15 protein-coding genes and 1 pseudogene are annotated in these 26,180 nt (G+C 74.2%); 2 read left to right on the top strand and 14 right to left on the bottom strand.

The window, feature by feature from the left end:
- Window positions 1-119: 119 nt before the first annotated feature.
- A complete protein-coding gene (locus LV75_RS16275; protein ID WP_253887759.1) occupies window positions 120-872 on the bottom strand; it encodes a YwqG family protein in 753 nt (250 codons plus the stop codon).
- Window positions 873-1,185: 313 nt separating this feature from the next.
- On the opposite strand from LV75_RS16275, the gene LV75_RS16270 reads away from it, so the two are divergent.
- On the top strand, window positions 1,186-1,761 hold the full coding sequence (locus LV75_RS16270; protein WP_253887758.1) for a hypothetical protein: 576 nt from the start codon (window positions 1,186-1,188) through the stop codon (window positions 1,759-1,761).
- Window positions 1,762-1,782: 21 nt separating this feature from the next.
- A pseudogene (locus tag LV75_RS16265) lies at window positions 1,783-2,514 on the top strand (fibronectin type III domain-containing protein); the annotation flags it as partial.
- 200 nt (window positions 2,515-2,714) lie between these two features.
- Here LV75_RS16265 and LV75_RS34920 read toward each other — a convergent pair.
- The 13 genes from LV75_RS34920 to LV75_RS16200 all read right to left on the bottom strand — a co-directional run bounded on the left by LV75_RS34920 (window position 2,715) and on the right by LV75_RS16200 (window position 25,632).
- Complete coding sequence (locus LV75_RS34920; RefSeq protein ID WP_301319308.1) at window positions 2,715-4,049, bottom strand: hypothetical protein; 1,335 nt, start codon at window positions 4,047-4,049, stop codon at window positions 2,715-2,717.
- 954 nt (window positions 4,050-5,003) lie between these two features.
- A complete protein-coding gene (locus tag LV75_RS16255) occupies window positions 5,004-5,510 on the bottom strand; it encodes a DUF309 domain-containing protein (RefSeq protein ID WP_253887756.1) in 507 nt (168 codons plus the stop codon).
- 232 nt (window positions 5,511-5,742) lie between these two features.
- On the bottom strand, window positions 5,743-7,002 hold the full coding sequence (locus tag LV75_RS16250; RefSeq protein ID WP_253887755.1) for a 3-deoxy-7-phosphoheptulonate synthase: 1,260 nt from the start codon (window positions 7,000-7,002) through the stop codon (window positions 5,743-5,745).
- 54 nt (window positions 7,003-7,056) lie between these two features.
- On the bottom strand, window positions 7,057-8,469 hold the full coding sequence (locus LV75_RS16245; RefSeq protein WP_253887754.1) for an MDR family MFS transporter: 1,413 nt from the start codon (window positions 8,467-8,469) through the stop codon (window positions 7,057-7,059).
- The gene (locus LV75_RS16240; protein ID WP_253888132.1) at window positions 8,466-18,638 is read right to left on the bottom strand and encodes a non-ribosomal peptide synthetase; all 10,173 of its coding nucleotides are present in this window, start codon (window positions 18,636-18,638) and stop codon (window positions 8,466-8,468) included. The genes LV75_RS16245 and LV75_RS16240 overlap by 4 nt, the downstream gene beginning before the upstream one ends.
- 325 nt (window positions 18,639-18,963) lie before the next feature.
- Complete coding sequence (locus tag LV75_RS16235) at window positions 18,964-19,449, bottom strand: iron chelate uptake ABC transporter family permease subunit (RefSeq protein WP_308210997.1); 486 nt, start codon at window positions 19,447-19,449, stop codon at window positions 18,964-18,966.
- A complete protein-coding gene (locus LV75_RS16230) occupies window positions 19,446-20,114 on the bottom strand; it encodes a TroA family protein (RefSeq protein WP_253887753.1) in 669 nt (222 codons plus the stop codon). Before LV75_RS16230 ends, LV75_RS16235 begins: the two co-directional genes overlap by 4 nt.
- Before the next feature lie 53 nt (window positions 20,115-20,167).
- A complete protein-coding gene (locus LV75_RS16225; protein ID WP_253887752.1) occupies window positions 20,168-21,019 on the bottom strand; it encodes a siderophore-interacting protein in 852 nt (283 codons plus the stop codon).
- On the bottom strand, window positions 21,016-21,267 hold the full coding sequence (locus tag LV75_RS16220) for a phosphopantetheine-binding protein (protein ID WP_253887751.1): 252 nt from the start codon (window positions 21,265-21,267) through the stop codon (window positions 21,016-21,018). Before LV75_RS16220 ends, LV75_RS16225 begins: the two co-directional genes overlap by 4 nt.
- The gene (locus LV75_RS16215) at window positions 21,264-21,929 is read right to left on the bottom strand and encodes an isochorismatase family protein (RefSeq protein ID WP_253887750.1); all 666 of its coding nucleotides are present in this window, start codon (window positions 21,927-21,929) and stop codon (window positions 21,264-21,266) included. The genes LV75_RS16220 and LV75_RS16215 overlap by 4 nt, the downstream gene beginning before the upstream one ends.
- A complete protein-coding gene (locus LV75_RS16210) occupies window positions 21,926-23,560 on the bottom strand; it encodes a (2,3-dihydroxybenzoyl)adenylate synthase (RefSeq protein ID WP_253887749.1) in 1,635 nt (544 codons plus the stop codon). The genes LV75_RS16215 and LV75_RS16210 overlap by 4 nt, the downstream gene beginning before the upstream one ends.
- Window positions 23,560-24,753 carry an isochorismate synthase gene (locus tag LV75_RS16205; protein ID WP_253887748.1) on the bottom strand — a complete coding sequence of 398 codons (1,194 nt, stop codon included), beginning with the start codon at window positions 24,751-24,753 and terminating at the stop codon, window positions 23,560-23,562. The genes LV75_RS16210 and LV75_RS16205 overlap by 1 nt, the downstream gene beginning before the upstream one ends.
- A 108-nt stretch (window positions 24,754-24,861) precedes the next feature.
- Window positions 24,862-25,632 carry a 2,3-dihydro-2,3-dihydroxybenzoate dehydrogenase gene (locus LV75_RS16200; RefSeq protein WP_253887747.1) on the bottom strand — a complete coding sequence of 257 codons (771 nt, stop codon included), beginning with the start codon at window positions 25,630-25,632 and terminating at the stop codon, window positions 24,862-24,864.
- Window positions 25,633-26,180 lie beyond the last annotated feature (548 nt).

The following is a 26,180-nucleotide window of genomic DNA, read 5'->3' as shown; positions in this document are numbered from 1 at the left end:
AAGTACGGCCGGGGCGGATATCGCGGCCAATGCGGACCAGGTCTGGCGGCGTAGCACTTTCGCCACAGCAGGTGCGCACTGCGTGTGGGCGGCGGGCTCGGATTACCTCCCCGACGCTGCTAGTCGATCCAGGGGGTTGGTCGGTGCTCTACGTCATTTGGGCAGACCAGAATGTTCAGCGCACCGTCCCGGCCGAATTGCCAGCCCACGGTGGTCTCGTCGGTTTCGCATGAGCAGCCGTCGTTGGCTTCTTCGGTGTGTAGGGACAGCATCAGGACCGAGTCGGTTCCGCAGTCTCGGCAGGGGAACGTCGTTGGGCCGGACTGCCACCAGGGCATCCAGCCGCCGATCTTTGAGCCAGCGGCCAGTTCCGGCCAGTCGTCACCGGGCTCGAACCCCAGCAGCTCTGCGTCGTAGGAGTGGGGATATTCCGTGACCTGGCATGGCCGCAGCGCACAGGCGTGGTCGGGTACGGCTTCCTCGTCAACCAGCACGGGTTCGGGCTGATCGAGATCAGGGCCGTTCAGGGTCGTCGAATCCCGCCAGAACAGGCGAAGCGCTATGGGCTCGTAGCCGTGGTGATGGCGGCCGTCGTAGACGGCTGGGCACCAGAACACCTGCAGCAGGTCGCGGCCTGCCGGGAATGGCAGCATCGGGAAATCCCGACAATAGAACTGCGCGGTCCCGAGTAACGCCTGCCCGAGCGAGCCGTCTGGTAGCGGATCCGCGCAGTACGGCCACGGCTCGTCGGCAGGCCATCGCATGGGGCCGCCGACGTGGCTGTCCGCCGAGGTAGGCGTCCCGGCAAGTGGGTGCAACCGGGTGGCGGTGCGGGCGTGGGCCTCGATCCCGGGAACAGATGGTGTCGGCACGGCGGCATCGTAGTGCCCGCGCTTGGCGGCGCTGACCCGCCCGGGAAGTTCGAAAGCACCTTGTGCGACGGGTTGCTCGGGTTGTGTGTTTACCGCTCAGCTCAGGTGCCGGAGATCCTCCAGTGCCTGACGCGTTCGCGCTCGCCAGGGTGGAGAACGATGAGCGCCGAATCCATCGTGGAAGGAGAGGTTGCCGCTTCCATTAACTCGAGCGTGAAAGCACCAGCCTGCGTTCGGCGCAACCTGATTGCCGGCGATCAACAGCGCCCCTACCATTCCGAGACCGAGTGGTCCCGGCCGAATGGACATCCCCATGCGCGTACGACCCGTGATCGCCGCTGTGCTCGTCGCCGCGGGTGGTGTGCTCGCGACGGGGGGTGTCGCCGGCGCGGTGGAGCGGTCGGTCGCGGTGGCGCGAACGTGCGATTCTCCGGTGGTCGCACGCGCGGACCTCGCGCTCACCACCAACGCCGAGGACCCGATCTACAGTTGGCTCGGCCCGGAGCCGCGCGCCGTGCGCGGCACGTTGACCATTCCCGCCGCGGGCTTGGCGGCGGTCGGCGCGGTGGGGGTCGAGGGCACCGTGGCGGTCCGGCTGGAGTCGCGCAACGCGCTGGGCACCGCTACCGCGGTGCGGACCCTGGACCTGCGCCCGACCCCGGTCACCGGCCAGGACGTGGTGGTGCCGGTCTTCGGGTACGCGACCGCCGCCCTGGTCGGCAACGCCTGGGGGTCCACGACCGTCGAGGTGGACAGCGTCCGGATCAGCCTGACCGGCAAGCGGGCGGACTGGTCGGACATCCCGCCGGTCAGCACCCTGTGCACACGCGGGGAGCAGCCAACCGCCCGCTGGTACTCGGTGACCACAATGGACATGAGGGTCGACTAATCACCCGCGCCCGCACCGTTCGCGGCCACGTCTACTTCGGACACGATCACCGCCCAGTGGGGTCCGTCGGACGCGGCCACGACCGGCTACGAGGTGCTGCTCGACGACTCGGTCGTCGCCACCACCGGCGCCGACGGCCGGTCGGCAGTGATCACCGGTCTGGTCCCGGAAACCGGGTACTACGTCCAAGTCCGTCCGATCACCCGACCCGGTCGCCTGGTCCGCTCGACCCCGCCGACCGCACTCCGCACCCTCGCGCGAACAGCGACCTTCCACTACTCGATCACCGGATCCGCCACGATCAAGAGCGCCGTCGCGCCCCTGCGCGGCTCCCTGCACGCGGTCGTCGCGGCGGCCACCGGCGAACACACCTCGGACCTGGCGCTCGACGCAACAGACGTGTCAGCGCGGGACGTGTCAGCGCGGGAGCTGTCGGCGCACGTGGAGTTCGAGCAGGCTGCACCCGTCACCGGTTCCCTGTCGTCGACCGTGTTCACCGCGAACGCCCGGGTGGCTGTCGTGGTGCGGTCGGTGACGGTGCGCGGCAGGACGTTCCCCGTACCCGCGGGCTGCCGGACCGCGCCCGTCGACCTGCCGCTGCGCTCGCGCCCCGGTTTCGACCCGCGGCTGGGCGGGGAGCTGACCGCCGCGTTCACCGTGCCGCCGCTGACCGGGTGCGGCCCGCTGACCGCCGCGGCGAACACCTTGCTCTCCGGTAGCGACAACCGCGCCACCCTGCTGCTGACCCCGTGAGCGACGGCCGCTCTGGCGGCTCCCGAACACCAGGTTCCGCTCACCACGGCGGTGGATGGGGACGCCTGGAAGCGGCGCGGTCCCTGTTTGCGACCTGGTAAGCAGGGCAGCGCCCCTCGGTGGTCCAACGCAGGCATGCGAGGGGTCGGGGTTCCTGGCGAACTCCAGGAGCCCCGACCCCCTCGTGAGGTGACGACCGATCAGCAGGTGCACACACCGGTGTTGTTGACGCCTGCCACGCCGTTCGAACCGACCAGGCCTGCCGCGCCGTTGGGGTTGGTGATGGTGTTCACGCCGGTACCGCCGTTGACGGTTCCGGCGTTGCCCGTGCCCGCCGCACCCGCGGCTGCGCCCAGACCGCCCGCGCCGCCAGGACCGGCACAGCCGGTGCCGCCGGTGCCACCTGCCCCGCCGTTGCCGCCCGTGCCGCCGGTGTTGGTGATGACGTCGTTGTCGGCGTCGCCGTTGACGGTCCCGGAGTTGCCAACACCGCCCGCGCCGCCCGCACCGCCGAGGCCACCCGCTCCACCAGGCTGCGTGGCACTCAGCCCGTTGCCGCCCTTGGCTCCCAGACCGCCGAGGCCACCGAGACCGCCCTTGCTCTTGAGGGTGTCCGCTCCGGCGCCGCCGTTGACGGTCCCGGAGTTGCCAACACCGCCCGCGCCACCGGCGCCGCCCACGCCGCCAGCGCCGCCGCCGCTACCGCAGCCGCCGACCCCACCGGCGGAACCCGCACCGCCCGCACCGCCGTTGGTGGTGACGTTGTCGATGCCGGAGTCCGTGGTGCCGCCGTTGACGGTCCCGCCGTTGCCTGCACCACCGACACCCGCGGCACCGCCGATACCGCCCGCGCCCGCCCCGCCTGCCGTGGCCCCGCCGTTGCCGCCCAGGCCGCCGACGCCGCCGAGGCCGCCCTTGCCGCCGGTGGCGGTGATGGTGTCGCCGCCGACACCGCCGGTGATCGACCCGACGTTGGCGGCGCCGCCGACACCGCCGACACCACCGTTGCCGCCCGCGCCACCCGCGCCGCTGTTGCGCCCGGTCCCGCCCGGACCGCCGTTGCCCCCGTTGCCGCCGGGACCGCCGGTGACGGTGATCTGGTCGGTGCCGTCACCGCCGTCGACGGTCCCGGTGCCGCTGATGCCGACGCCGCCGGTGGTCCCGACGCCGCCGTTGCCGCCCGCGGTCCCCGCAGGGGTGCCCGCGGTGCCGTTCATGCCGGGAGGACCCGTCGTCCCGTTGATGCCCGCGGTGCCGGTGATGACGATGGTGTCGTTGCCCCCCAAGGTGGAGATCGTGCCCGCGACCGGGCCGCCGCTGATGGTGATGGTGTTGGCGTTGGCGGTGCCGGTGACGGTCTGGCCAGCGGGTACGCCCGCGGTGCAGGTCACGTTCTCACCGGTGCGGACGCAGCCGGTCGGATCCGCGGCGTGGGCGGTGCCGGGAGCGACCAGGGCGAATCCCGCCACGGTCCCCAGCCCGATCAGAGCACGTCGGACTCGTACCGCCGTGGTGTTGCGCGTGGTCGATTCCATGATACTTCTCCAGTTCCACGATGTGTCGGATCGTCGGTCGCCGCCGCCGGGGGCAAAGGTTGGCCAGCAGCTTGAGAGACAGGCCTTCTTCGCGAAGATCTCGCGGTGCGGCGCGGCGCACGGATACGCCCGCTCGTCTGAACTCCCATTTCAACCCTGCGCTGATCCGTCGGAATCGGCAAGGAAAATGGCGGCTTGTCACCCTCTTGCGAGGACTTTCCTCTCGGCGAGAAAGTGTTCGAGGAAAGAACGCGACAAAAAGTTCCCCTGGGCGGGTGTGGCGGCAAACCTATTTGCTTCCCTATTTCTGGGCAGCAGCGGAGCTTGGCCAGGACTCCCCGGTCCCGGCAGCCGGATCCGCACCCGGCCCACCGACGTGGTGGGCGCGGGTCCGCGGGTGCCACCGGCGCGGGGGTCAGCCGGTGCAGTTGGGTACGGCGGGGGCGCTGCCCGCGCAGTTGTTCGGGGTGTTGGCCGTGATGGGTGACGGCACCCCGGTTGAGGATTGCGCCACCGTCACCGAGGACGTTGCCGCGGGTGAACGCGACCCCGGTCGTGAGCGTGAGCGTGCCGCTCGGACCGACCTCGGCGATCCGGAACAACCCCAGGCCCAGCGGTGCGGCGCTGGTGACCGCGGCGGGGCCGACCATCTCGATCGGGGTGGTGATCACCGCCCGCAACGCCGCCACCTGCCACCGCACGAACTCCGCCCGCGAGGACGAGGGTATCGGCGGTGGGAGTGGAGTTGGCCAGGTTCACCGCCGCGACCAGAGCGTTCTCGCTGCACGCCACCGGTATGGTGACGGCCTGCGCCACCGGGGCGATGGCGATCAAGCCGCCAGTCGCGGTAGAACGATCATGCGGGGGGCAGGGTCTGCTGAGGCGCACAGAGACCGCCGCGCAAGCGGCTGCGTGCGGCGCCACCTCTCGGCGGCTTCAGCACCACGGGAACTCTCAGTCCGACTGGGATGGCCGGTCGCGCAGGCGGAGAACGGGCACCTGGCTGGTCCCTTCCGCCATGGCCGCGGCCTGGTCGCGGGCCCACCGCAGCAGCGCCGTGACGTCGACGCCGTGGGCAGGCCCGCCTTCGTAGGGCGCGATGCTGTCCGCGCCGCGGGTGAGCAGGGCACCAGCGCCCGCGAGGTTGCCCCGGGCGGCGTGCGTGACACCCACCGCCAACTGCGCGAGGCCCTTCCACAGCGCGCGCGTCGCCTCGGGTGCCGCCTTCCAGGCGTCCTCCAGCACTTCGTGCGCGTGGAAGGGCATGCCGCTGTCCAGCAGCCGCTGCGCTTCCAGAAGGGTCTCATCCGGTGTCCGAGCGACGCCTTCCACCAGGCGCGGCACTCCGGGTACCCCGCGCGGCAGCGGCCTGCCCAGTCTGTCGCGCGGGCGCTCGTTGCGAGCGTGGCCCGCCCCGTCTCGATCGCGGTCGGCACGCGCGCCGGTGTCGTCCGAATCCACCGTTGCAACCCCCAACTCCCGGGCACACGCCGACCGCTGCCCGCTGGACCGTCGCACATCGCCGTCCGACCGGCAAGCGCCCTCGGACGGCGAGGGCACCCGAGTGGCCCGTCCCGCTCCGCCCGCGGCCGGTCGCGGCGGAACTGGATCGGCTCACTGTTGGCGGCCCGCACGGCACCCGCCGGTACCCGGTCTACGCCAACTCGGGGGGACAACCCGCCCGGTGGTCCGATCAGGAGATCCGGTCGAGGAAGTGCGCGATCACCGCCACGGACTGCTCGGGGTTGAGCCTCGGGTCGCAAGTGGACCGGTAGTCGGCGAAGAGCGGTTCGGCCTCCTGCGACGAGACGCACTCGGTCACCGGGTCCGGGGTGAGTTCCAGGTGCAGACCCGAGGGGCGCAGCCGGAGTTCGGTGAGGACGCGCACGAACGAGGAGACCTCGGTGAGCATGTCCTCGACCAGGCGCGTCTTCACGTCACCGACCTTGATGCCGTTGCCGTGCATGGGGTCGCACACCCAGACCGCGGGTGCTCCGCGTCTGGCCACGGCCCTGGCCACCTCGGGCAGCGACCGGTCGACATCGGCGGCGCCGTAGCGGGTGATCAGGCACAGCTTGCCGGGCACGCCGTCGGGGTTGAGCGCCAGGGTGAGCGCGACGACGTCATCGGGGGCGGCCGTGGGGCCGATCTTGACCCCGACGGGGTTGCGCACCGCGGCCGCCAGCGCCACGTGAGCGCCCCCCAGGTCGCGGGTGCGTTCCCCGATCCAGCCGAAGTGCGTCGAGGCGCTGAAGGGGCCGCGCACGCCCGCGCGCACCAGCGGCCGCTCGTAGGGCATCAGCAGCAACTCGTGGGCGACGTGGACGCGTTCCATCAGGGGCTTGCCCCTCGATGCCCGACGAACCTCCCGCAGCACCGCCCGAGCGCAGTCGTAAGCCGTGCGGAGCCTGCGCGGGTCCGGCACGCGCCGAGCCGGTTCGGCTTCGGGGGCGTTGACCCCGTCACCGCAATAGGCGGCCATCCGCCCTCCGGTTGGTGCCGGTTCGTACGGCGAGGAACGCGGTTTGCCGTACTGCCCGGCGAGTCTGCCCACGGCCACGCTGGGCAGCCCGGTGGCCGCGCGCATCATGGCGGCCAAGCCCTGCAGGTAGTCCACCTTCCGCCGGACCAGGTCGGGCACCGCTTCGTGGAACCGCTCGGCGCAATCCCCGCCCTGCAGCACCAGCGCGTCACCGCGGGCCACCAAGGCCATCGCGCGGGCCAGGTCGTCCACCTCGTCCTCGGTGGTCAACCCGGGCAGCTCCGACAACTCGGCCTCCACCGCGTCGACCTCGAACGGGTGCGGCCACGGCGGTTGCTGCGCGGCCGGGCGCGCGGTGACCTCGGTCAGCGCCTCGGTCACCGCGGCGTCGCGGTACGCAGCGGGGTCGAGGACTTCCGGTGGATCACAGCAGCAGAGGACCTCGAGGGTCGCGCTGTCGTCGTGGGTCATCGTCGTGCTCCTTCCGTGGTCTGGGGCGGTCGCCAGGTCCTCCCGTCGAGCCGGTCAGGCGGGTGGACCGGGCTGGTGTCGTTGTCGTGGGCGCGGTAGCCGGGTGGCCGCCACCGCGGCCAGGACCGCCGAGGCGAGCACCCACCAGAAGGTGTCGGCGAACGCCGCGGCGGTGTCGGGTCCGCGGGCGGCGAACCGTGCGTGCAGGACGACGGCGAGGACCGCGGTGCCCACGGAGCCGCCGAGGGTGTTGAGCAGGCTCAGGGCTCCCGCGGCGCGCGGCAGCTGGGCGGGCTCGACGGCCCGGTAGGCCAGGGTCATCACCGGGGCGCCGATCATCGCCGCGCCCAGACCCCTGACCAGCAGCGACCCGGCGATGAGCGCGTCGGGCACGTCGTGGGCGAGTTGGGTGAACACGACCGTGCCAGCGGCCACCAGGACGATGCCGCTCAGCACCAGCGTGCGGGGCGCGAGGCGGTGCACGACCCGGCTGACCCACAGCGAGCCCGCGGCGGCGCCGATGCCCTGGGGCGCGAGCAGCAGACCGGTCTCCCACGCGCTCTGCCCGGCCGCCCGCTGCAGGTACAGCGGGAGCAGGAACATGGTGCCGAACACCGAGGCGCCCAGGACCACCAGGGCGATCGCCGCCACCCCGAACGGCGGGCGGGTGAACAGGCGCGGGTCGATCAGGGGCACGCCCCTGGTGTGCAGGCCGTGCACGACGAAGGCCACGAGCATCGACGCGCCCAGTGCGATCGCGGCGGCGCTGAACGGGGCCGACCCGGTGCGGCCCAACCCGGTGAGCCCGTAGACGAACACGGCGAGTCCGGGTGCGAGCAGGGCTGCGCCGCGCAGGTCGAACGGTGTGCCGCGCTCGCCCCGCGCCCCGGCGGGGACGCATCGGCGCACCAGCAGCAGGGCGACCGCGCCGATCGGGATGTTGACGCAGAACAGCCAGGGCCACGAGGCCGCGCCGAGGATGGCGCCGCCCGCGAGCGGGCCCAGGACCGGGGACAGCAGGGGCACCACGGCGACCACGCTGATCACCCGGCCGACGCGGTCCGGTCCCGCGGCGCGGGCCAGCAGGGCCTGGCCCAGCGGCGGCAGCAGCCCGCCCGCCGCGCCTTGCAGCACGCGGAAGGCGATGAGGCTGGGCAGCGACCAGGCCAGCGCGCAGAGCAGGGAGGCCAACAGGAACACCGCGATCGACGCCGTCCAGGCGCGCCTGCCCCCGAACCGGTCGGCCAGCCACCCCGAGGCCGGGACCGCGGCGACGACGGCCAGCAGGTAGGCGGTGCTGACCCAGTGGATGTCGGTGACCGCGACGGCGAACCGGTCGGCCAGCACGTCCAGCGCCACCGAGACGATGGTGGTGTCGATGGTCGCCATGAAGGTGCCCAGCACCAGGACGAACGCGGCCCGCCACAGGGCCGCGTCGACGGCGGGGCGCGCCGCGTCGGTGCTCACGCGAGCTCCCCCGGCAGTCGTTCGACGTCGTGGTCGAGCAGGGTCGGCAGCACGCGCAGCGCGCGCAGGAGATCGGCCGCGACGGCGTCGACCTCGCCGGGGTCGAAGATCCCGGCCTGGGGTGCGAGCACACCCGTCCAGCCCGCGCCGGTGGGGACGACGGTGAGGGTGAGCGGGTGGTGGGTGCGTTCGCGGAACCGGGTGCCGGTGACGACCAGCCCGGGAGCGGGCTCGCGCAACCGGGTGGGGTCGACCGGGTAGTTCTCGAACACGAGGAGGGTGTCGAACAACCGTTCCCGACCGGTGGTGGCGGCGAGTTCGGGGACGCCGATGTGCTGGTGCTCGACCAGGGCGTGCTGGCGCGACTGCGCGTCGGCCAGCGCCTCGGCGAGGGTCCCGGAGAGCCGGACGCGGACCGGGACGGTGTTGGCGAGCAGGCCGAGGATGTCCTCCACCCCCGCCACCTCGGGTGTGCGGCAGGCGACCATGGTGCCGAACGTGACGTCGCGGCGGCCAGAACGGGCGGCGAGGACCGCCGCCCAACCGCCTTGCAGCATGGTGTTGGGGGTGAGTCCCCGGTCGGCGCCCGCGGCGGAGAGCGCCGAGACGACCGGCGCGGGCACGGTGAACAGGACCGGATCGGCCGCGGCGACGACGGCGCGCCTGCCCCGCAGCACGTGGTCTCCCTCGGGCAGGTCGAGCAGCTCGCGCCGCCAGGCGCGCAGGTCCGCGGCGTGGTCACGGGCGGCGAGCCATCGGGTGTGGTGGGAGAACGGGGTGGGCTCGGGTAGTTCGGTCCCGCTGTAGAGGGCGAACAGCTCGGTCAGGATCCGCGGCGCCGACCAGCCGTCGGACAGCAGGTGGTGGCTGGTCAGCACGAGGTCGTGGTGACCGGGTCCGCGCCACAGCACGGTGAGCCGGAAGGGCGGCCCGGCGGCCAGGTCGAACGGTTCGGCCAGGTCCTCGGCCAGCACGCGCTCCCGATCGGCGTCATCGACCTCCCGGGTGGTGAAGCCGGGCTCGGGCCGGGCGGGAACGACCTGGACGGCGTGGCTGGGTGGGAACACCGCGCCCAGGTTGGGGTTGCGGGCCAGCAGGCGGGTGCCCGCGGCGCGCAGGGCTGCCAGGTCGAGGTGGCCTTCGAGGGTGAAGACGGCTTGGACGGTGTAGGGGTCCTCGCCCGTCCGCGCCTGGTCGAGCATGAGTTCCTGCAGGGGCGTCAGCGGGAGCAGGTCGCCCCCGGGCACATCGGCGGTGAGTTCGGCGAGCTCGTGGGTGAGGCACTGCCCCAGCTCGGCGATCTCCTCGGGGGTGAACAGGGCCGCGGGCCAGGTGAAGCGGACACCCAGGCACTCGCCGTGCCCGTCGTCGCGGAGCAGGGCGTTCACCATGAGCGCGTGCGGCAGCGGCAGGTCCTCGCCGCCTGAGCCGAGCGGGTCCACCCCCGGCGGGGTCTGCCAGGCGGTCTCCTCCCGGGGCGCGGCGGGGAAGCGCCCGAGGTAGTTCCAGCCGACCTCGGCCGGGCGCACCAGGTCGCCGCCGAGGATCCCGTGGCCGAGGCCGTCCCCGGCGGCGCGCAGGTGTTCGCGCACCGCGCGCAAGGCGGACGCGGTGTGGGTGGGCGGGGTGTGGGCGGGCAGGGTGATCCGGACCGGGTGCGCGGCGGTGAACCAGCCCACCGCCTGGGACAGGTCCACCGGTCCGGAGAAGTCCGGGAGGTGCGCCGGGCGGCCGTGGCCCTCGAGCGCGACGAGCAGGTCGGGCGTGGTGCCGCGCCAGGCGGCGACCGCGCGGGCGAGGGCGGTGAGCAGCACGGTGTCCGGGGTGGTGCGGTACGCGGCGGGCAGGGTGGTGATCGCCGCTCGGGTGGTGGTCGGGTCGAGGCGGATGTGGTGGTGGCGAGCGGTCGCGGCGGTGTCGCGGATGGGGTCGAGGGCGGGCAGCGGGACTGGCGGGGCCGCGGCGACGCGGTGCCAGTGCGGGAGTTCGTCTTGCCGCGCGGGGACGGCGGCGCGCAGTGCCCGCGCCCAGCCCAGCAGGGACATGCCGTGGCGGGGAAGGGCGGTGCCCGCGTGGGCCTGCGCGATGTCGTCGAGCAGGACGCGCCACGACACGGCGTCGACCACGAGGTGGTGGGCGACGAGGACGAGCCTGCCCAGTCGGGTCGGTCCCGCGTCGATCCACACCGCGCGCAGCAGCGGCCCGGTGCGCGGGTCCATGGCGGCGCGGACCCGGTCGGTGTGCTCCCGGGCGAGCACCCCCGGGTCGCCGGTGGCGGCCACCGCGGTGAGGACGTCCGATCCGGTCACGGCACCCACCTCGGGGATGCGCAACACCGGCCCGTCCGGGGTGTCGGCCAGGCGGGCACGTAGGGCGTCGTGCCGGGCGAGGACGGCGTCGAGGACCCGGTGCCACCCGGCGGTGTCGCCGGGTGGCACGCACACCTGCACCCACTGGCAGAACGAGTCCGCGGGTCCACGCCGCAGCAGGTCGCGCATGATCGGGGTCAGCGGGGCGTCGCCGACCGCCGGAATGTCCTGTGTGGACTTCGGGGTGCCGCATCGGGCGGCGATCCCGGCGATCGTGCCGCCCTCGAACACGTCGCGGGCGGTGAGCACGAGCCCGGCGCGGCGGGCCCGCGACACCACCCGCAGGGAGACGATGCTGTCGCCGCCCGCGTCGAGGAAGGAGTCGTCGAGGCGCACGTCGCCGAGCACCTCGCGGAACACCGCCAGCAGCGTGGCCTCGGCCGGAGTGGACGGTTCCCGGTCCTCTGCCGCGGTGTGCGGGGCGGGGTCGGGCAGGGCGGCGCGGTCGAGTTTGCCGGTGGGGCCCAGGGGCAGGTGGTCGACGACGACGAAGGCCGCGGGCACCATGTGATCGGGCAGGTCGGTGCCCAGGTGCTCGCGCAGCGAGGCCGGATCGGGTTGGGTGCCTTCGGTGGGCAGGACGTAGCCGACCAGCCTGCCCTCCCGAAGGACCACCGCGCAGGCCAGCACCTGCGCGTGCCTGCTGAGCACGTTCTCGATCTCGGCGAGTTCGATGCGGAAGCCGCGAACCTTGACCTGGTGGTCGACGCGGCCCAGGAACACCAACTGCCCGTCGGGGCGCCAGCGCACCTGGTCGCCGGTGCGGTACATGCGCTCGCCCGCCGGTCCGAAGGGGTCGGCGATGAACCGCTCGGCGGTCAACCCGGGGCGGTTGACGTAGCCGCGGGCGAGTTTGGGTCCGGCCAGGTACAGCTCGCCCACCACCCCGATGCCGACCGGGAGCAGTCCCGCGTCGAGAACGTAGGCGCGCACCTGCGGATCGGGCCTGCCGATCGGCAGTGGCCCCGGGTCGTCGCGCCGGTAGCGCCAGGTGACGGAGTTGATAGTGACCTCGGTGGGGCCGTAGGCGTTGAACAGCGCGCGCCGATCGCCCCAGCGGTGGGCCAGTTCGGGGTCGAGCCGCTCGGCACCGAGCATGACGAACAGCTCGCGGTCGACCGCGCCGGCGTCAGGCATCGCCGCGACGAACGAGGGCAGCAGGTTTATCCCCGTGACCCGGTGCTCGGCGATGTAGTCGAGCAGCTCGTCGCCGGGCACCCGCGCTTCCTCGGGGGCGATGACGCAGGTGCCGCCGGAGAGCAGCGGCAGCACGAACTGGAAGAACGCCACGTCGAAGCTGGTCGAGGCGAAGTGCAGGAAGCGCTCGCGCTCACCGATCCCGACGATGTCCTCCTGCAGGGTGACCAGGCTGGGCAGGCCGCGGTGCGCGATGGCGACACCCTTGGGCCTGCCCGTGGTGCCGGAGGTGTAGATGACGTAGGCGATCGAGTCGTCGGTGATGCCGCGGCGGGCCTCGACCGGATCGGCGTCCCAAGTGGACGGTCCGGTGTCTGCCGCGGGGTCGACCACCGGGGCGGAGATCGGGACGGCCAGCGAGCCGGGGGTGGCGATCACCGCGCTGGGGGCGATGTCCTCGACCATGAACCGCAGGCGCTCGACCGGGTAGGTGGGGTCCATCGGGACGTGCACCGCGCCCGCCTTGAGCACGCCGAACAGCGCCACCGCCAGCTCCACGTCCCGGTCGAGCAGCACCGCCACCGGGTCCTGCGGGCGCACGCCCCGCGCGCGCAGGGCGTGGGCGAGGCGGTTGGCGCGGCGATCGAGCTCGGCGTAGGACAGGACGCGGTCGCGGCACACGACGGCCTCGGCGTCGGGCCGCTCGCGCACCCACCGGCCGAACTCCTCCAGGCAGCCGCCCACCCGCCTGCTCGGCTCCGGCCCCTCCCCCAGCGCCAGCACCGCCCGGTGCTCGGCGGCGTCGAGGAGGCGCAACCGGGCGACGGGGCGGTCCGGGTCGGTGATGATCTCCTCGAGCAGGGTGCGCAGCCAGCGGCCGTAGCGGCGCACGGTGTCCTCGTCGAAGACCCGCGGCTGGTAGCCGAGGCCGACGACGATGTCCTCCCCGGGGATCACGACCACGGTCAGCGGGTAGTGCGTCGCGTCGGTGATGTCGACGCCCACGAGGTCGAGACCGGGGGCGAGCGTGCTGCGGTGCCTGCTGGAGAGGGGGAAGTTCTCCATCACCAGCATGGTGTCGAACAGCTCGCCCAGTCCCGCCGCGCGCTGCACCTGCGGTAGCCCGACGTGGTGGTGCTCGGCCAACGCGGCGCTCTCGGCCTGCACCCGGGCGAGGACGGCCGCGGCGGTCTCGGCCGCTGCGGCGCGCACGCGGACCGCGATGGTGTTGCCCAGTTGGCCGATGACGCGTTCGACCCCGTCGAGCTCGGCGGGCCTACCGGAGACGGGGCAGCCGAACACCACGTCCTCGCGTCCGGTGAGCCTGCCGAGCAGCACTCCCCAGGCGGTCTGGAACAGCGTGGTGGCGGTGACGCCGTGCTCCCGGCCGAACGCGCGCACCCGCTCGCTGAACTCCACGCCCAGCTCGACGGTCACCCGCCCCGGCCGGGCCACGGTGGACACGGCGGTGGCCGGGGCCAGCCGGGTGCCCGCGTCGAGCCCCGCCAGCGCCGCCTGCCAGGCCGCCAGACCGGCGGCGTGATCGCGCCCCGCGAGCAGGCGGTGGTACTCGCTCGGGGACGGACTGGTCGGCGCTGCGGGCCCGCCGCCGAGTTCGGCGTAGGTCGCCAGCAGGGTGCGACCCACCAGCGGCATCGACCAGCCGTCGAGCAGCGCGTGGTGGTTGGTGATGACCAGCCGGTGCTCGTCGGGGCCGAGCGCGCACAGCAGGAAGCGCACCAGCGGCGCGACCGCGGGGTCCAGCGGCCGCTCCAGGTCCGCGCGGCAATGCTCGGCCAGGAGTCGAGCGCGCTCATCGGGAGCGTGTCCGGACAGGTCGACCCGCCGCCAGTCGAGGGTGACCTCGGCGGGGACGACCTGCACGACGTCCCCGCCCGCGGTGGTGTGCAGGTGGACGCGCAGCGCGGGGTGCCTGCGCAGCAGCTCGGCGGTCGCCGCGCGCATCCGGTCGGGGTCGAGGGCGCCGCGCAGCAGGGTCAGCGCCTGCACGACGTAGACGTCGGTGTCCTGTTCGGCGCGCACCTGGGTGTGGAAGGCCAGGCCGATCTGCAGGGGCGTGGCGGGCAGGACGTCGAGCACCCGGCCACGCCGCTCGAGCTCGTCGATGGCGTCCTGGTCGAGGTCGACCAGCGGCAGGTCGGACGGGGTGAGACCGCCGCCGTCGGGGCCGAGGCGCTCGGCGTGCGCGGTGAGGGCGTCGAGCGCCCGCGCCCAGGCGGCGCGCAGCCCGGCGAGCGCGCGCGGGGTGAGGACCAGTCCGGCCGCGGTCCACTCCACGGCGACGCGCGGCCGGGTGCCCTCCCGGACGAAGCAGTTGAGCGCGAGCACCTGCTCCAGCGCCTTGGCCGGGGGCTCGATCACGGCGAACGGGTCGTCGTCGGGCAACCGCCACCCGCCCCCGGTCACCGGGGCGAACCGGCCGAGGTAGTTGAGCACCACGTCCGGCGGCGGGGTCGCGGCGAACTCCGCCTTGGTCGCGGGGTCGAGGTGGCGCAGCACGCCGTAGCCGACGCCGTTGTCGGGGACCGCGCGCTTGGCCTCCTTGACCGCGCGCACCAACCGCCCGGCGGCCGCGCCGCCCGCCAGCGCGTCGGCCAGGTCCGCCGAGGAGCGCACGGCGTCGGCGGGCAGGCGCAAGGGGTGTTCGGCGGTGAACCAGCCGACCGTGCGCGCGAGGTCGAACCCGTCCTGATCGCGGCCGTGGCCTTCCACGGTGACCGTCACCGCGTCACGCTCGTCGCCGCCGCACAACCGCAGCGCGAGGACGAGCGCGGCCAGCAGCACCTCGTCGGCACCCGCGCGGTAGGCGGCGGTCAGTCCGGTGAGGACGGCGGCGCTGGCCTCGGGCGAGGCGACGGTGGTGACGCGGTGGGCGGTGGCGGTGGTGTCGACGGACCGGTCCAGCGGACGGGCACCGAGGCGGAAGTCGTCGCGGGCGGCGCGCCAGTGGTCGACCTCGCCCGCGCGGGCGCCGGTGGTGCCCTGCTCGGCGAGCCGCAGCGCGTGACCGCGCCACGAGGCACCAACCGGCGCGAGGGGCTTTCCGGTGCACGCGGCGTGCAGGTCGTTGAGCAGCACCCGCCAGGACACGCCGTCGACGACGAGGTGGTGGAGCACGACCACCACCTCGTCGGGGACCTCCGACGGCGTGCGCAGCAGCGCCACCCTCACCACCTCGCCCGCGGTCGGGTCGAGTTCGGCGGCCAGCGCGGCCGCCACCGCGGCCGAACCGTGCCCTGTGGACTCAACGACCACGTGGCCCGCGAGCGCGGCCCCCGGTGCGGCGATGACCAACTCACCGGAGAGCGCCACCCGCAGGCGCAGGGCGTCGTGGTGGTCGACCAGCGCGCGGACACCACGGGTGAGGGCCGCGAGGGTCAGCACCCCGTCCACGCGCACCGCGGTCCACTGCGCGTACCCCGCGACCGGGGTGAGGTCGGGGTGCGCGTCGAGCAGGGCGCGCACGATGGGCGGTGCGGGCACCGGCCCGGTCGGCTCGTCGGGCACGAGCGCCCGCACCTCGCCGAGGTCGCGGCTCGCGGCGGCCAGCGAGGCGAGGCTCCCGCGCCCGAGCAGGTCCCGGGGACGTAGGTCCACGCCGTGCGCGCGCAACCTGCTGCTGACGCCGATCGCGGTGATGCTGTCGCCGCCGACGGCGAAGAAGTCGTCGTCCGGACCGACCTGGTCCACCCCGACCGCCTCGGCGACGGCGGCGCAGAGCAGCCGTTCCCGCTCCGTGCCCGGACCGCGGCCGCCACCGGCGGACCGGGGGGCGGGCAGGGCCGCGCGATCGAGCTTCCCGTTGGCGGTCATGGGGAGCGCGTCCAGGACGACCACGGCCGTGGGCACCAGGTGGTCCGGCACCCGCCGCGCCAACGCCGAGCGGATCGCGTCCTGGCTGAGCGCGCCCGCCGGGTCGGGGGTGCTCAGCGCGGCGGGCACGACGTAGCCCACGAGGCGGGGCGTGCCGGTGTCGGTGCGCACGGCGGCGGCCGCGGCGCCCACCCCCGGCAGCGCGCCCAGCGCGGCCTCGACCTCGCCGAGCTCGACGCGGTGCCCGCGAACCTTGACCTGCCCGTCGCGGCGGCCCAGGTACGCCAGCCCCCGGCCCGGAACCCAGCGGGCCAGGTCCCCGGTGCGGTACATCCGGTCGCCGGGGGCGCCGAACGGGTCGGCGAGGAACCGCTCGGCAGTGGCGCCCGGCCGGTCGAGGTAGCCGCGCGCCAGGTGCGGGCCCGCCAGGTACAGCTCCCCGGCGCTGCCCGGTGGCACCACGCGCAGCGCGTTGTCCAGCAGGTAGACGCGGGTCCCCGGGACCGGGAACCCGACGACCGGGTCACCGCCGTCGATCCGCGCCGCCGTGCTGTCCACTGTGGCCTCTGTCGGACCGTAGAGGTTGCGCGCGGGGACGCCGGACTCCGCGACCCGGCGCCACAGCGCGGGTGGCGCGGCCTCCCCGCCGAGGATGAGCAACGCCGGACGGTGGGGACCCTCGAGGAGGCCCGCGTCCACCAGGTGGGCGGCCATCGATGGCGTGGTGTCTACGACGTCGATGCCGTCACGGGCGAACGCGGCGACCAACGCGGACGCGTCGCGCGCCGTTTCGGCGTCGTAGAGGTGCAGTTCGTGCCCGCACAACAGCCACAGCAGCTGGTCGAGCGCGGAGTCGAAGGCGAAGGAGTACGTGTGCGCCGCGCGCAGCCGCCGCCCGGCCGCGCGCGCGGTCTCGGCCACCGTGGTGGCCCGGTGGTGGTGCACGAGCGAGGCCAAGCCGCCGACGCGCCCCAACACGCCCTTGGGGGTCCCGGTGGAGCCCGAAGTGAAGATGACGTAGGCCAGGTGATCGGGGTGTCGGGGCGCCGACAGTTCCTCAGTGGACAGTGGTAGATCGGGCAGCCCGGCCAATTCCGCGCGGACCTCCGGTGCGTCGAGCACCAGGTGCGGCACCTCCGGCGGCACCGCGTCGGCGGTGGCCACCTCGGCGAGCGCGAGCACCGCCCCCGCCTCGGCGATCGTCGCGCGCAGCCGCGGCAGGGGGTGCTCGACGTCGAGCGGGAGGAAGGCGGCGCCCGCCTCGAGCACCGCCAGCAGGGTGACGACCAGGTCGGTCGAACGGGTCATCGGCAGTGCGACCACGTCGTCCGCGCCGACACCGCGCGCCCGCAGGGCGCGAGCCATCCTGCGCACCCCGGCGACCAACTCCTCGACGGTCAGCCGCCGCGCCCCGCACACCAGCGCCGTCTGCCCGCGGTGGTCGGCCAGGAGTTCGGCCAGCAGGCCGGGCACGTCGCGCGGCACACCCGGCACGGCCTCGGCGCGCCAGGCCTCGAGCAGGGCGGCGCGGTCATCGGGCCCGACCAGGTCGACCTGACCGACCGCGGGCGCGGTCGGGTCCGTCAACCCGGAGACCAGCGCGCGCAGCGCGTCGAGCCTGCGGTCGACACCCGCCTGGTCGTGGGTGCGGGCGTCGACCTCGAAACCCAGCAGCAGCCCGCCGCCCGCGGTGGGCAGCACGCTGAGCCCCATGTCCTCCGGCGGCCCGCCCGCGACGTTGCGCATGGTCCCGGTCGACCCGGCGAAGTCGATCGCGAGGTCGAACGCCTTGAGGTTGATCCCCCGCCCGTGCAGCAGCGCGCCCGCGCCGGGCACGGCCAAGTCGCGGGGCAGGTCCTCGCCGCGGTAGCGCTGGTGCGCGCGCATCTCCCGCATCGCCGCGGCCACCCGCGCGGTCAGCTCGGCCAACCCGTCCCCACCGGACACCGCGACCCGCAGGGGCAGCACGTTGACCGCCATGGCCGGGGTGCGCAGCGCGGAACCTGTCCGGCACATCAGCGGCAGCGCGAACACCACGTCGTCGCGGCCCAACACCCGGTGCAGGAACGCGGCGTAGCAGGCGATGAGCGCTTCGCCCCACGTCGCGCCCACGCTCTCGGCGACCTCCCGCAGCCGCTCGAGGTCGCTCGCGGGCAGCACGGCACGGGCGGTGACCGTGCGTTCGGGGAGCCCGGTCGTCCCGGTGTCGCCGTCGAGGTCGGGCAGGGGGGTGAACCGCGCGCGCCAGTACGCCCGGTCCCGCTCGGCCCGCTCGCCCGCGAGGTAGGCGCGGTCGGCCGCGACCACGTCGGCGAACCGGCCGAATGGTGACGGGGCGGGCTGGATCCCGCGCACCAGGGCCGTGTAATGGGCCGCGGTGCGGCGGGCCAGCATGGCCGCGGAGTAGCCGTCGAACACCAGGTGGTGGCCCAGCTGCGTGAACCACACCTCCCGGTCGGTCAGGCGCAGCACCGTGTGGGAGAACAGCGGGCGGTCCACCAACTCCCGGCAGGCCTCGGCGACCCGGCGGCGTTCGCGCTCGACCAGCGCGTGCGCGGTGGCCACCGGGTCCGGGGCGGCGCGCAGGTCGACCACCTCGGGGAGCGGCACCGGCTCGGCGGACAGCACCTGGCGCGGCCCCCGCGCGGTGGTGAACACGCGCAACCGCAGGCTGTCCGCCTCCTCGGTGGTCGCGCGGATCGCCGCGCGCAACGCCTCGACGTCCACCGGGTCGCCGCCGCCGATCTCCAGCACGTCACCGACGACGTAGTACGGCGAGTCCGGCTCCAGGCGCTGCGCGTCCCAGATACCGCGCTGGGCGCGGGTCAACTCCCAGGTGGTCTCGGGCGAGCCCGCCGCGTCGGAGTCGAACTGCGTCCCGGGGTGGGCGTGGGCTGTGCTCAACGCGGTCTCCTGGAGGTCGGGGCGGGCGGCGGGCACGACCACCGGCGCGGTGGTCGCCGTGGCGCGGGGTGGGGCCGCGCGCGGTCAGGTGGGAGGTCATCGGCGCCCGACCTTCCTGGCGAGCGGCCAGATCGGGTAGCGGCCGCCGACGGCGGTGCTGACCACGTCCGCAGGCGGCGGGACCGGGGCGAGCGGCACCTGGGCGGGCAGGCAGGCGGCCAGCGGCGACCGCGGCGCGGGACGACGGAGCTCACAGCGGCGCCGCTCCGTAGCGGCGGGCGGCCCGGATCAGCACCGGCCCGTCGAGGAACGCGGTCACGACCGCCACCGGCGCCTCACCGGTCGGCAGCGGCACCCGCGACCCGACGTCGGGGGCAGGCAGCAGGATCGGGTCCATCACCGCGGCGTGGCCGACCTGCCACGGCACCGAACCACCGGCCACGCGCCGGGCCAGGTGCGGCACGATCAGCCCCACGAACAGGATCGGCCCGGCGACCGCGGTCGCCGCCCCGGCCAGCGCGGTGATCAGCACCAGCGCGCCCGCCCGGACCCCGGCCACGTTCGCGCCGAGGCCGCGCGCCACGGTCTCCCCCAGCACCACGGCGTTGAGCCGCTTGCTCAGCGGCAAGGAACCCACCAGCGCGGCGCCGATCGCCAGCGCCCCGATCGCCGCGACGAGCCACGCCGTGCGCGCGCCCGACCGGCGGCGCGCGGGCGCGGTGTGAACGGCACTCACGACTTCAGCAGCGGTTCGAGCGCTCTGTCGACCGCGGCGGCGGTGGCCAGCGCCGAGCCGTAGGTCGTGGCCTCGGTGTAGCGCAACGGGTGGACCTTGCCCGCCTTGACCGCGGGCGGCGCCTTCCACAACGGCGAGTCGAGCGCGTACCGCACCCCCTTGGGCGTGGAACCGCCTGCGTTGACCGTGCAGGTGATCACCTCGGCCTCACCGAAGGCGGAGGGCAGCTCCTCGATCGAGGGGTACTCGCTGACGTCCTTGGAACCGCCGCCCTTCACCTCGACCTGGCCGTAGGCGCCCCAGGAGCCGTTGACCTCGCGGTGGGCGTCGCCGTTGGCGATCTCGCCGTAGGCGCCCAGGTGCGCGCACCTCAGCCGGGGCAGTACCCCGGCGTACTTGGCTGCCAGCTCCCTAGTCTTGGTCCGGTAGGCCTCGCGCCCGGTGTCGAAGGTGGCCAGCGCGCCCGCCTCTAGCAGGGCAGGCACGGCGTACCCGGTGGCGACGACCCGCTTCGGCGTGGCCGGGATGGTGATGTCGCCGTTGTCGGCGGTGCGGACCCGGGTGGTGCCCGTGGCGGGGTCGTCGGAGCCGGAGCCGCGCCCGGCGGTCAGACCCGCGACGAGCACGAGCGCTCCAGCGGTGCGGGCGAGTCTGGGCTCGGGCATGGGCGTTCCCTCAACAGGTTGATCGTGACCGGTGATGTCGTGGGTCGCGCGGGTCACTCGTGCTCGTCGTCGAAGTCGGCGACGCCTCGCTTCCAGTAGCCGGTGATGTCGTGGTCGGCCCTGTCCAGGCCCAGCTCGTCGCGGACCCAGCGGCGCAGCGGCTTGATCGAACCCGCCTCACCGGCGATCCAGGCGTAGACCCGCTCGCCGTCGGGCACGCGAACCTCCCGCACGGCGCGCTCGAGCAGGCCGGGGCCGCCGGGGTCGGCGCCGTCGCGGTGCAGCCAGCGCACCCGCACGCCCTCGGGGTTGCGCAGGTCGATGTGCTCGCTGGCGTCCGCGACCTCGATGAACGCCCAGCCGCGCGCGGTGCGGGGCAGTTCCTCGAGCCAGCGGGAGATGGCGGGCAGCGCGGTCAGGTCGCCCGCGAGCAGGTAGCGGTCGTAGCGGTGCGGGACGATCACCCCGCCGGGCGGTCCCACCACGTGCACCACCGCGCCGGGTTCGACCGCGCGCGCCCAGTCGCTGCCCAGCCCGCCCGGGTGCAGGGCGATGTCGAGGTCGAGCTCGCCGGTGGCCGGGTCGAAGCGGCGCACCGTGTACTCGCGCGAGATCGGCGGCGGCGTGGGCCACCGCAGCAGGTCACCGTCGGGCTCCGGCAGGCGCAGCGTGCCGTCCGGGTCCGGGAACAGCACCTTGACGTGCTCGTCGGGCGCGTGCGCTTCGAACCCGGCGGTCCCGGCGCCGCCGAGGGTGACCCGCAGCAGGCCGGACCCGACCATGGCCGTGCGCACCACCCGCGCGGCGCGCACGCGGATCGGGTAGCCCACCTTCTCCGCCGCGGTGCCCGCGCGGACCTCGGCGATCCGCTCGCGGTGGCGGTGCCGGTGATCGACCCGGGTCACGGGCCCGCCCCGGCGACGAGGCGGGTCCAGCGGTCCAGCCGGGGCTCCTCGGCCAGGTCGGCGAACTCCACCCCGGGCGCGCCCGCCGCCCGCCAGCGCTCGACCAGGGCCATGGTGCGCATGGAGTCCAGGCCCAGGTCGAGCAGGTCGGCCTCCGGGGTCACCTCCTCCGGCGCGCAGCCGAGGACCTCGGCGATGTCGGCCCGCAGGCGGTCCGCGGTCAGCGCGCGGCCCGGCTCCTGGCTCATCGCCGTGCCCCCGCCGGGACCAGCGCGGCCAGCGCGTCGGCGGTGGTGGTCACGGTGCCGCAGCACTGCGCGACGTAGGCGCAGGCCCGGTCGTGGTGCTCGCGGGAGAAGTCGGCCACGGCGTCGCCGATCAGCAACGGCCGGACGTCGGACATGAACGCCTCCACCGCGGTGGCCTGGCAGCCGATGTGGGCGTAGACCCCGGTGATCAGCAGTTGGTCGCGGCGGGCCGCGGCGAGCAGATCGATCAGCGGGGTGCGCTGGAACGCGCTGTAGCGCCACTTGTCCAGCACCGTGTCGCCGGGCCGCGGGGCGAGCTCGGCGACGACGTCGGCGGCGCGCGGGTCGTCATCGATGACCGCGCCGATGCCCGCGCCCCAGAACTCGGTGAGCAGCCCGCGGTCCTCGGCGCTCTGGCGGCCCGGCTGGGCGGTGTAGAACACCGGGACCCCCACCTCCCGCGCCGCGTCGAGCAGGGCCGCGATGTTGGCGACCACCCGCGGGATGGGCGCGCCTGCGAAAGGGGCGAGGAAGTAGCGCTGCGCGTCGTGCACCAACAATGCCGCCCGAGCCGGGTCGGGCCGCCAGTCGACCCGGCCCGCGGGCAGGTCGGCCGCCGTGGGCAGCCGGTAGGTGCCGATCTTGGGTAGGGACACGGTCACGCCCTCCTCACGAGGGCGGCCAAGGCCACCCGCAGTTCGCGTTTGCTGGTCTTGCCGACACCGGTCACCGGGAACTCCGCGACGACCTGCACCAGGTCGGGCACCTTGAACGCGGCGACACCGCGCTCGCGGACGAACCGGCGCAGCGCGGGTCCGGTGGGCGCGGCGCCCGCCACGGGCACGACGTAGGCGCAGGTCCGCTCGCCGAGGTACTCGTCGGGCACCGCGACCACCGCGGCGTCGAGCACGTCGGGGTGGGCCATCAGGTGGTCCTCGACCTCCTCCGCGGCGACCTTCTCCCCGCCCCGGTTGATCTGCTCCTTGGCCCGGCCGACGACCTCCAGGTGCCCGGTGGGACCGCGCCGCACCAGGTCCCCGGTGCGGTAGAAGCCGTCCGGGGTGAACGCCCGGGCGTTGTGCTCGGGCGCGCGGTAGTAGCCGCGGATCGTGTACGGGCCGCGGGTCAGCAACGCCCCGGTCTCCCCCGGCGGGACCAGGTCGTCCGAGCCCGCCGAGGGGTTGTCCGGGTCGACCACGCGCACCTCGTCGTCCGGGGAGATCGGGCGTCCCTGGGTGCCCAGCACGAGGTCGTCCGGGTCGTCGAGGCGGGTGTAGCAGACCAGCCCCTCGGCCATGCCGAACACCTGCTGCAACCGCGCGCCCAGCGCGGGCCCGATCCGCTCGGCCAGCTCACGACCGCACTTGGCCCCGCCGACGAGCAGGACTTCGAGGGTGGACAGGTCGTGCTCGGTGCGGGCGGCCGCCTGCACCCACGAGGCGGCCAATGGCGGCACGACGCCGGTGATCGTCACGCCCTCGCGGTCGATGAGCCGGAACGCGGTGTCGGCGTCCGGGCGCGGGCAGAGCACGACCTTGGCACCCACGTGCAGCGCACCCAGCACACCGGGCGAGCTCAGGGGGTAGTTGTGCGCGGCGGGCAGGGCGGCCAGGTACACGCTGTCCGGGCGCAGCGCGCAGATGCGGGCGCTCTCGCGGACGCTGTAGAGGTAGTCGTCGTGGGTGCGCGGGATCAGCTTCGGCAGCCCCGTGCTGCCGCCGGAGAGCTGCAGGAACGCCACACCCGACGGGTCGGGGGCGGGCAGCTCGCGCGGCGCGGTCGCGGCGAGCTCGTCGAACTCGGTCGACCCGACCACGTGCACCCGGCGCACCGAGGGCACCTCCGCGGCCACGGCGCGCGCGAGGGCCGCGTGGTCGTGGCGCTCGTGCGCGTCGACGGTGAGGATCGCGGCGGCCCCGCTCTGCTCGGCGAAGTGGCGCAGCTCGGTGTGCCGGTGGGCGGGCAGCGCGAACACCGGCCAGGCGCCGAGGCGCCACAGCCCGAACAGCACCGGGACCAGCTCGGGCACGTTCGGCACCTGCACGACCACCCGTTCGCCCGCGCGGGTCCCGGCCTCGGCTAGGCCTGCCGCGATCCGGTGGGCGCGCGTGTCGAGCTCGGCGTAGTCCCAGCGGCTGGTGACCCCGTCGCGCTCCCCCACCACGGCGGTGCGGGTCGCGTGCGCCTCGGCCAGCGCGGTGAGCAGCGCGCCGAGGGTCTGCCCGCGCCAGTGGCCCGCGGCGCGGTAGCGGGCGGCGACGTCCTCGGGCCACGGGGTGTGCTCGAGGGTCATCACCGCTCCCGCGCGCCGAGCGCCCGCAGCAGGGTGCGGAACTTCGCCCCGGTCTCGGCCAGCTCCGCGTCCGGGTCCGAGCCCGCGACGATCCCGGCGCCCGCGAACAGGCGCACCGCCGCGTCGCAGACCTCTGCGCAGCGGATGGTGACCACCCACTCGCCGTCGCCGTGCGAGTCGGTCCACCCCACCAGCCCGGTGAAGTAGCCGCGGTCGAGCGGCTCCAGGGCGGCGATCGCGTCGCGCGCGCGGTCCACCGGCACCCCGCACACCGCGGGCGTGGGGTGCAACGCCTCGGCCAGCGCCAACGCCGAGGTGGCGGGGTCGGCGGGGTCCGCGATCCGGCCGGTGATCCGGGTCGAGAGGTGCCACATGGTCGGCGTAGCGATCACGGTGGGTTCGGCGGGCACGTCCAGCTCGCGGCAGAACCGGCCGAGCACCCGCGCGACCTCGGTCGCGACGTGCGCGTGCTCGGCCCGGTCCTTGGCCGAGGCCAGCAGGGCTGCCCGGCGCCCGCGGTCCTCCTCCTCGTCGGCCACCCGGGGCGCCGACCCGGCGAGCGGGGTGGCGACCACCTCGGTGCCGCGCCGCGAGACCAGCAGCTCGGGGCTGGCGCCGACCAGCGTGCGCGGGGCGGGATCGCCGGGCGCGCTCACGTCGACGGCGAAGGCGTGCGCGGCGGGGTCGGCGCGCACCAGCCGGACGAGCAGCGCGGGCACCGCGACGGGGCTGTCGGAGAGCAGGTCGAGGCACCGTCCCAGCACGACCTTGTCCAGTTCGACACCGTCGATCAGCTCCAGCGCGCGGCGCACGGCGTCGGTGTAGCGCGCCGGTTCCGGTCGGGGGATGACCGTCCAGGCGGGTACCGGCGCCGGTGCGGTGGGGCCGGTACCCGCGGGGGCGCCTGCGCGGCGGACGAGAGCGGGCACGACGAGGCTGGCCGGACCGTCCGGGCGGAAGCCGATGGCGCCGACCACCACGGGGTCGTCGTGACCCGCCCGGACCGCTGCCGCCAGCGCCGTCGCCGCGGCTCGGGCGCGATCACCGCCGTCGGCCTCGACGCAGGCGTGCACGCCGTCGGCGAGCAGCGAGCCGCGTGCCGAGGTGTAGTAGAACGACCCGGGCAGGTAGGCGGCCAGGAGATCCACCCCTCGGTGGACGGGGCGGGGACGCACCAGGACAGCTGGGGACACGCCGGGTTTCCTTTCACGCGTGCGGATCGAGTGGTGCCGAGCGCGCCGGGCAGCGCCCGTTCGCCCGTCTCGTTCGGCGGGCGGCCGGACCGCCGAACGGTCGGGCGGTCAAGCGCACAGGGTGGCGCCACCGTCCACGTAGAGGTTCTGCATGGTGATGTGCCGCGCGCGGTCGGACACCAGGAAGACCACGGCGTCGGCCACGTCGGCGGGGTCGGCGATGCGCTTGAGCGGAATACCGACGCGGAACCGCGCCGGGTCACCCGCGATGACCCGCTCCGGTCCGTTGCCGTCGGTCCAGAGCGCGCGCTGCATCTCGGTGTCGGTCGAGCCGGGGGAAACGATATTGCAGCGAACGCCGGATCCGGCGAGTTCGAGGCCGAGGCACCGGGTGAGCATTGTGGCGGCTGCCTTGGACGCCGCGTACGCGGCCATCCCCATGCGCGGCACACCGGCCGCGTTCGACCCGATCGTGATCAGTACACCACGACCGCGCGGCACCATGCGGTGGGAAATTTCCCGCAGCACGAAGAACACCCCGGTCGAATTGACTTCGAACGTACGCGCCCAATCCTCGGCCCGGGTCGAACCGACTGAAGCCGCGCACAGCACTCCCGCCGCGGACACGCCGATGTCGAGCGGACCGAGGTCGCGCTCGACCTCGGCCACCACGCGGGCGAACGACCCCTGGTCGGTGACATCGGCCGGGAACGGCACCACCGACCCACCGGCGCGGTCCGCGACCGCCTTGAGCCCGTCGACATCGATATCAACCGCCGCAACGGATACACCTTCACCGGCCAGCGCTTCCGCGATGGCGGCGCCGATCCCGCGCGCCGCGCCGGTGACCAACGCGACGCGCCCGGACAACCCGGTCACCGGCGTCTCCCTTCTACATGTTTGTGGGAGTTCCAAGCTAGCTATTCACACCGCGATCCCGCGATAGCCGCACCCGTTTTCTCATCCACATTTTTGCCGGCCACCCACCCTCCAGCGCGAAACGACAGATTTCTCGTCCATCTAATAACTCGTCGAAACGAGCGACGGTCGAGACGAATTCCCGCTGAACACGACGAGATCCGAACGGATTTCGTATCGTGCTCAAACCATAGCTTGATGAAATTACAACAGTCTTCTGTGGACACATGCGGCCCGTGTGAATTCCCACCCCGGCGATGTTTCTCGGCCGACCACTTCCCCGCGCCCGCGCCAAAGCCACAACCGGCCGATCCGCGCACCCCGCCCGGCGGCCGGGGAAGGCGATCTTGTCGTCGGTCGCACAGCACCGCCCGACCGGCTCGGGCGGCGGCGCCGCGGCGTGCCGGGCCGGGGGTGCGGTCAGGCAGTGCGGTCAGGCAGTGCGGTCAGGCAGTGCGGTCAGGCAGTGCGGTCAGGCAGTGCGGTCAGGCAGTGCGGTCAGGCAGTGC

Origin of the sequence: Actinokineospora diospyrosa, assembly GCF_024171925.1 — a bacterium.
Classification (GTDB): domain Bacteria; phylum Actinomycetota; class Actinomycetes; order Mycobacteriales; family Pseudonocardiaceae; genus Actinokineospora; species Actinokineospora diospyrosa.
Note: the sequence above shows the minus strand (reverse complement) of the source record. Positions and strands in the feature narration are given on the sequence as shown.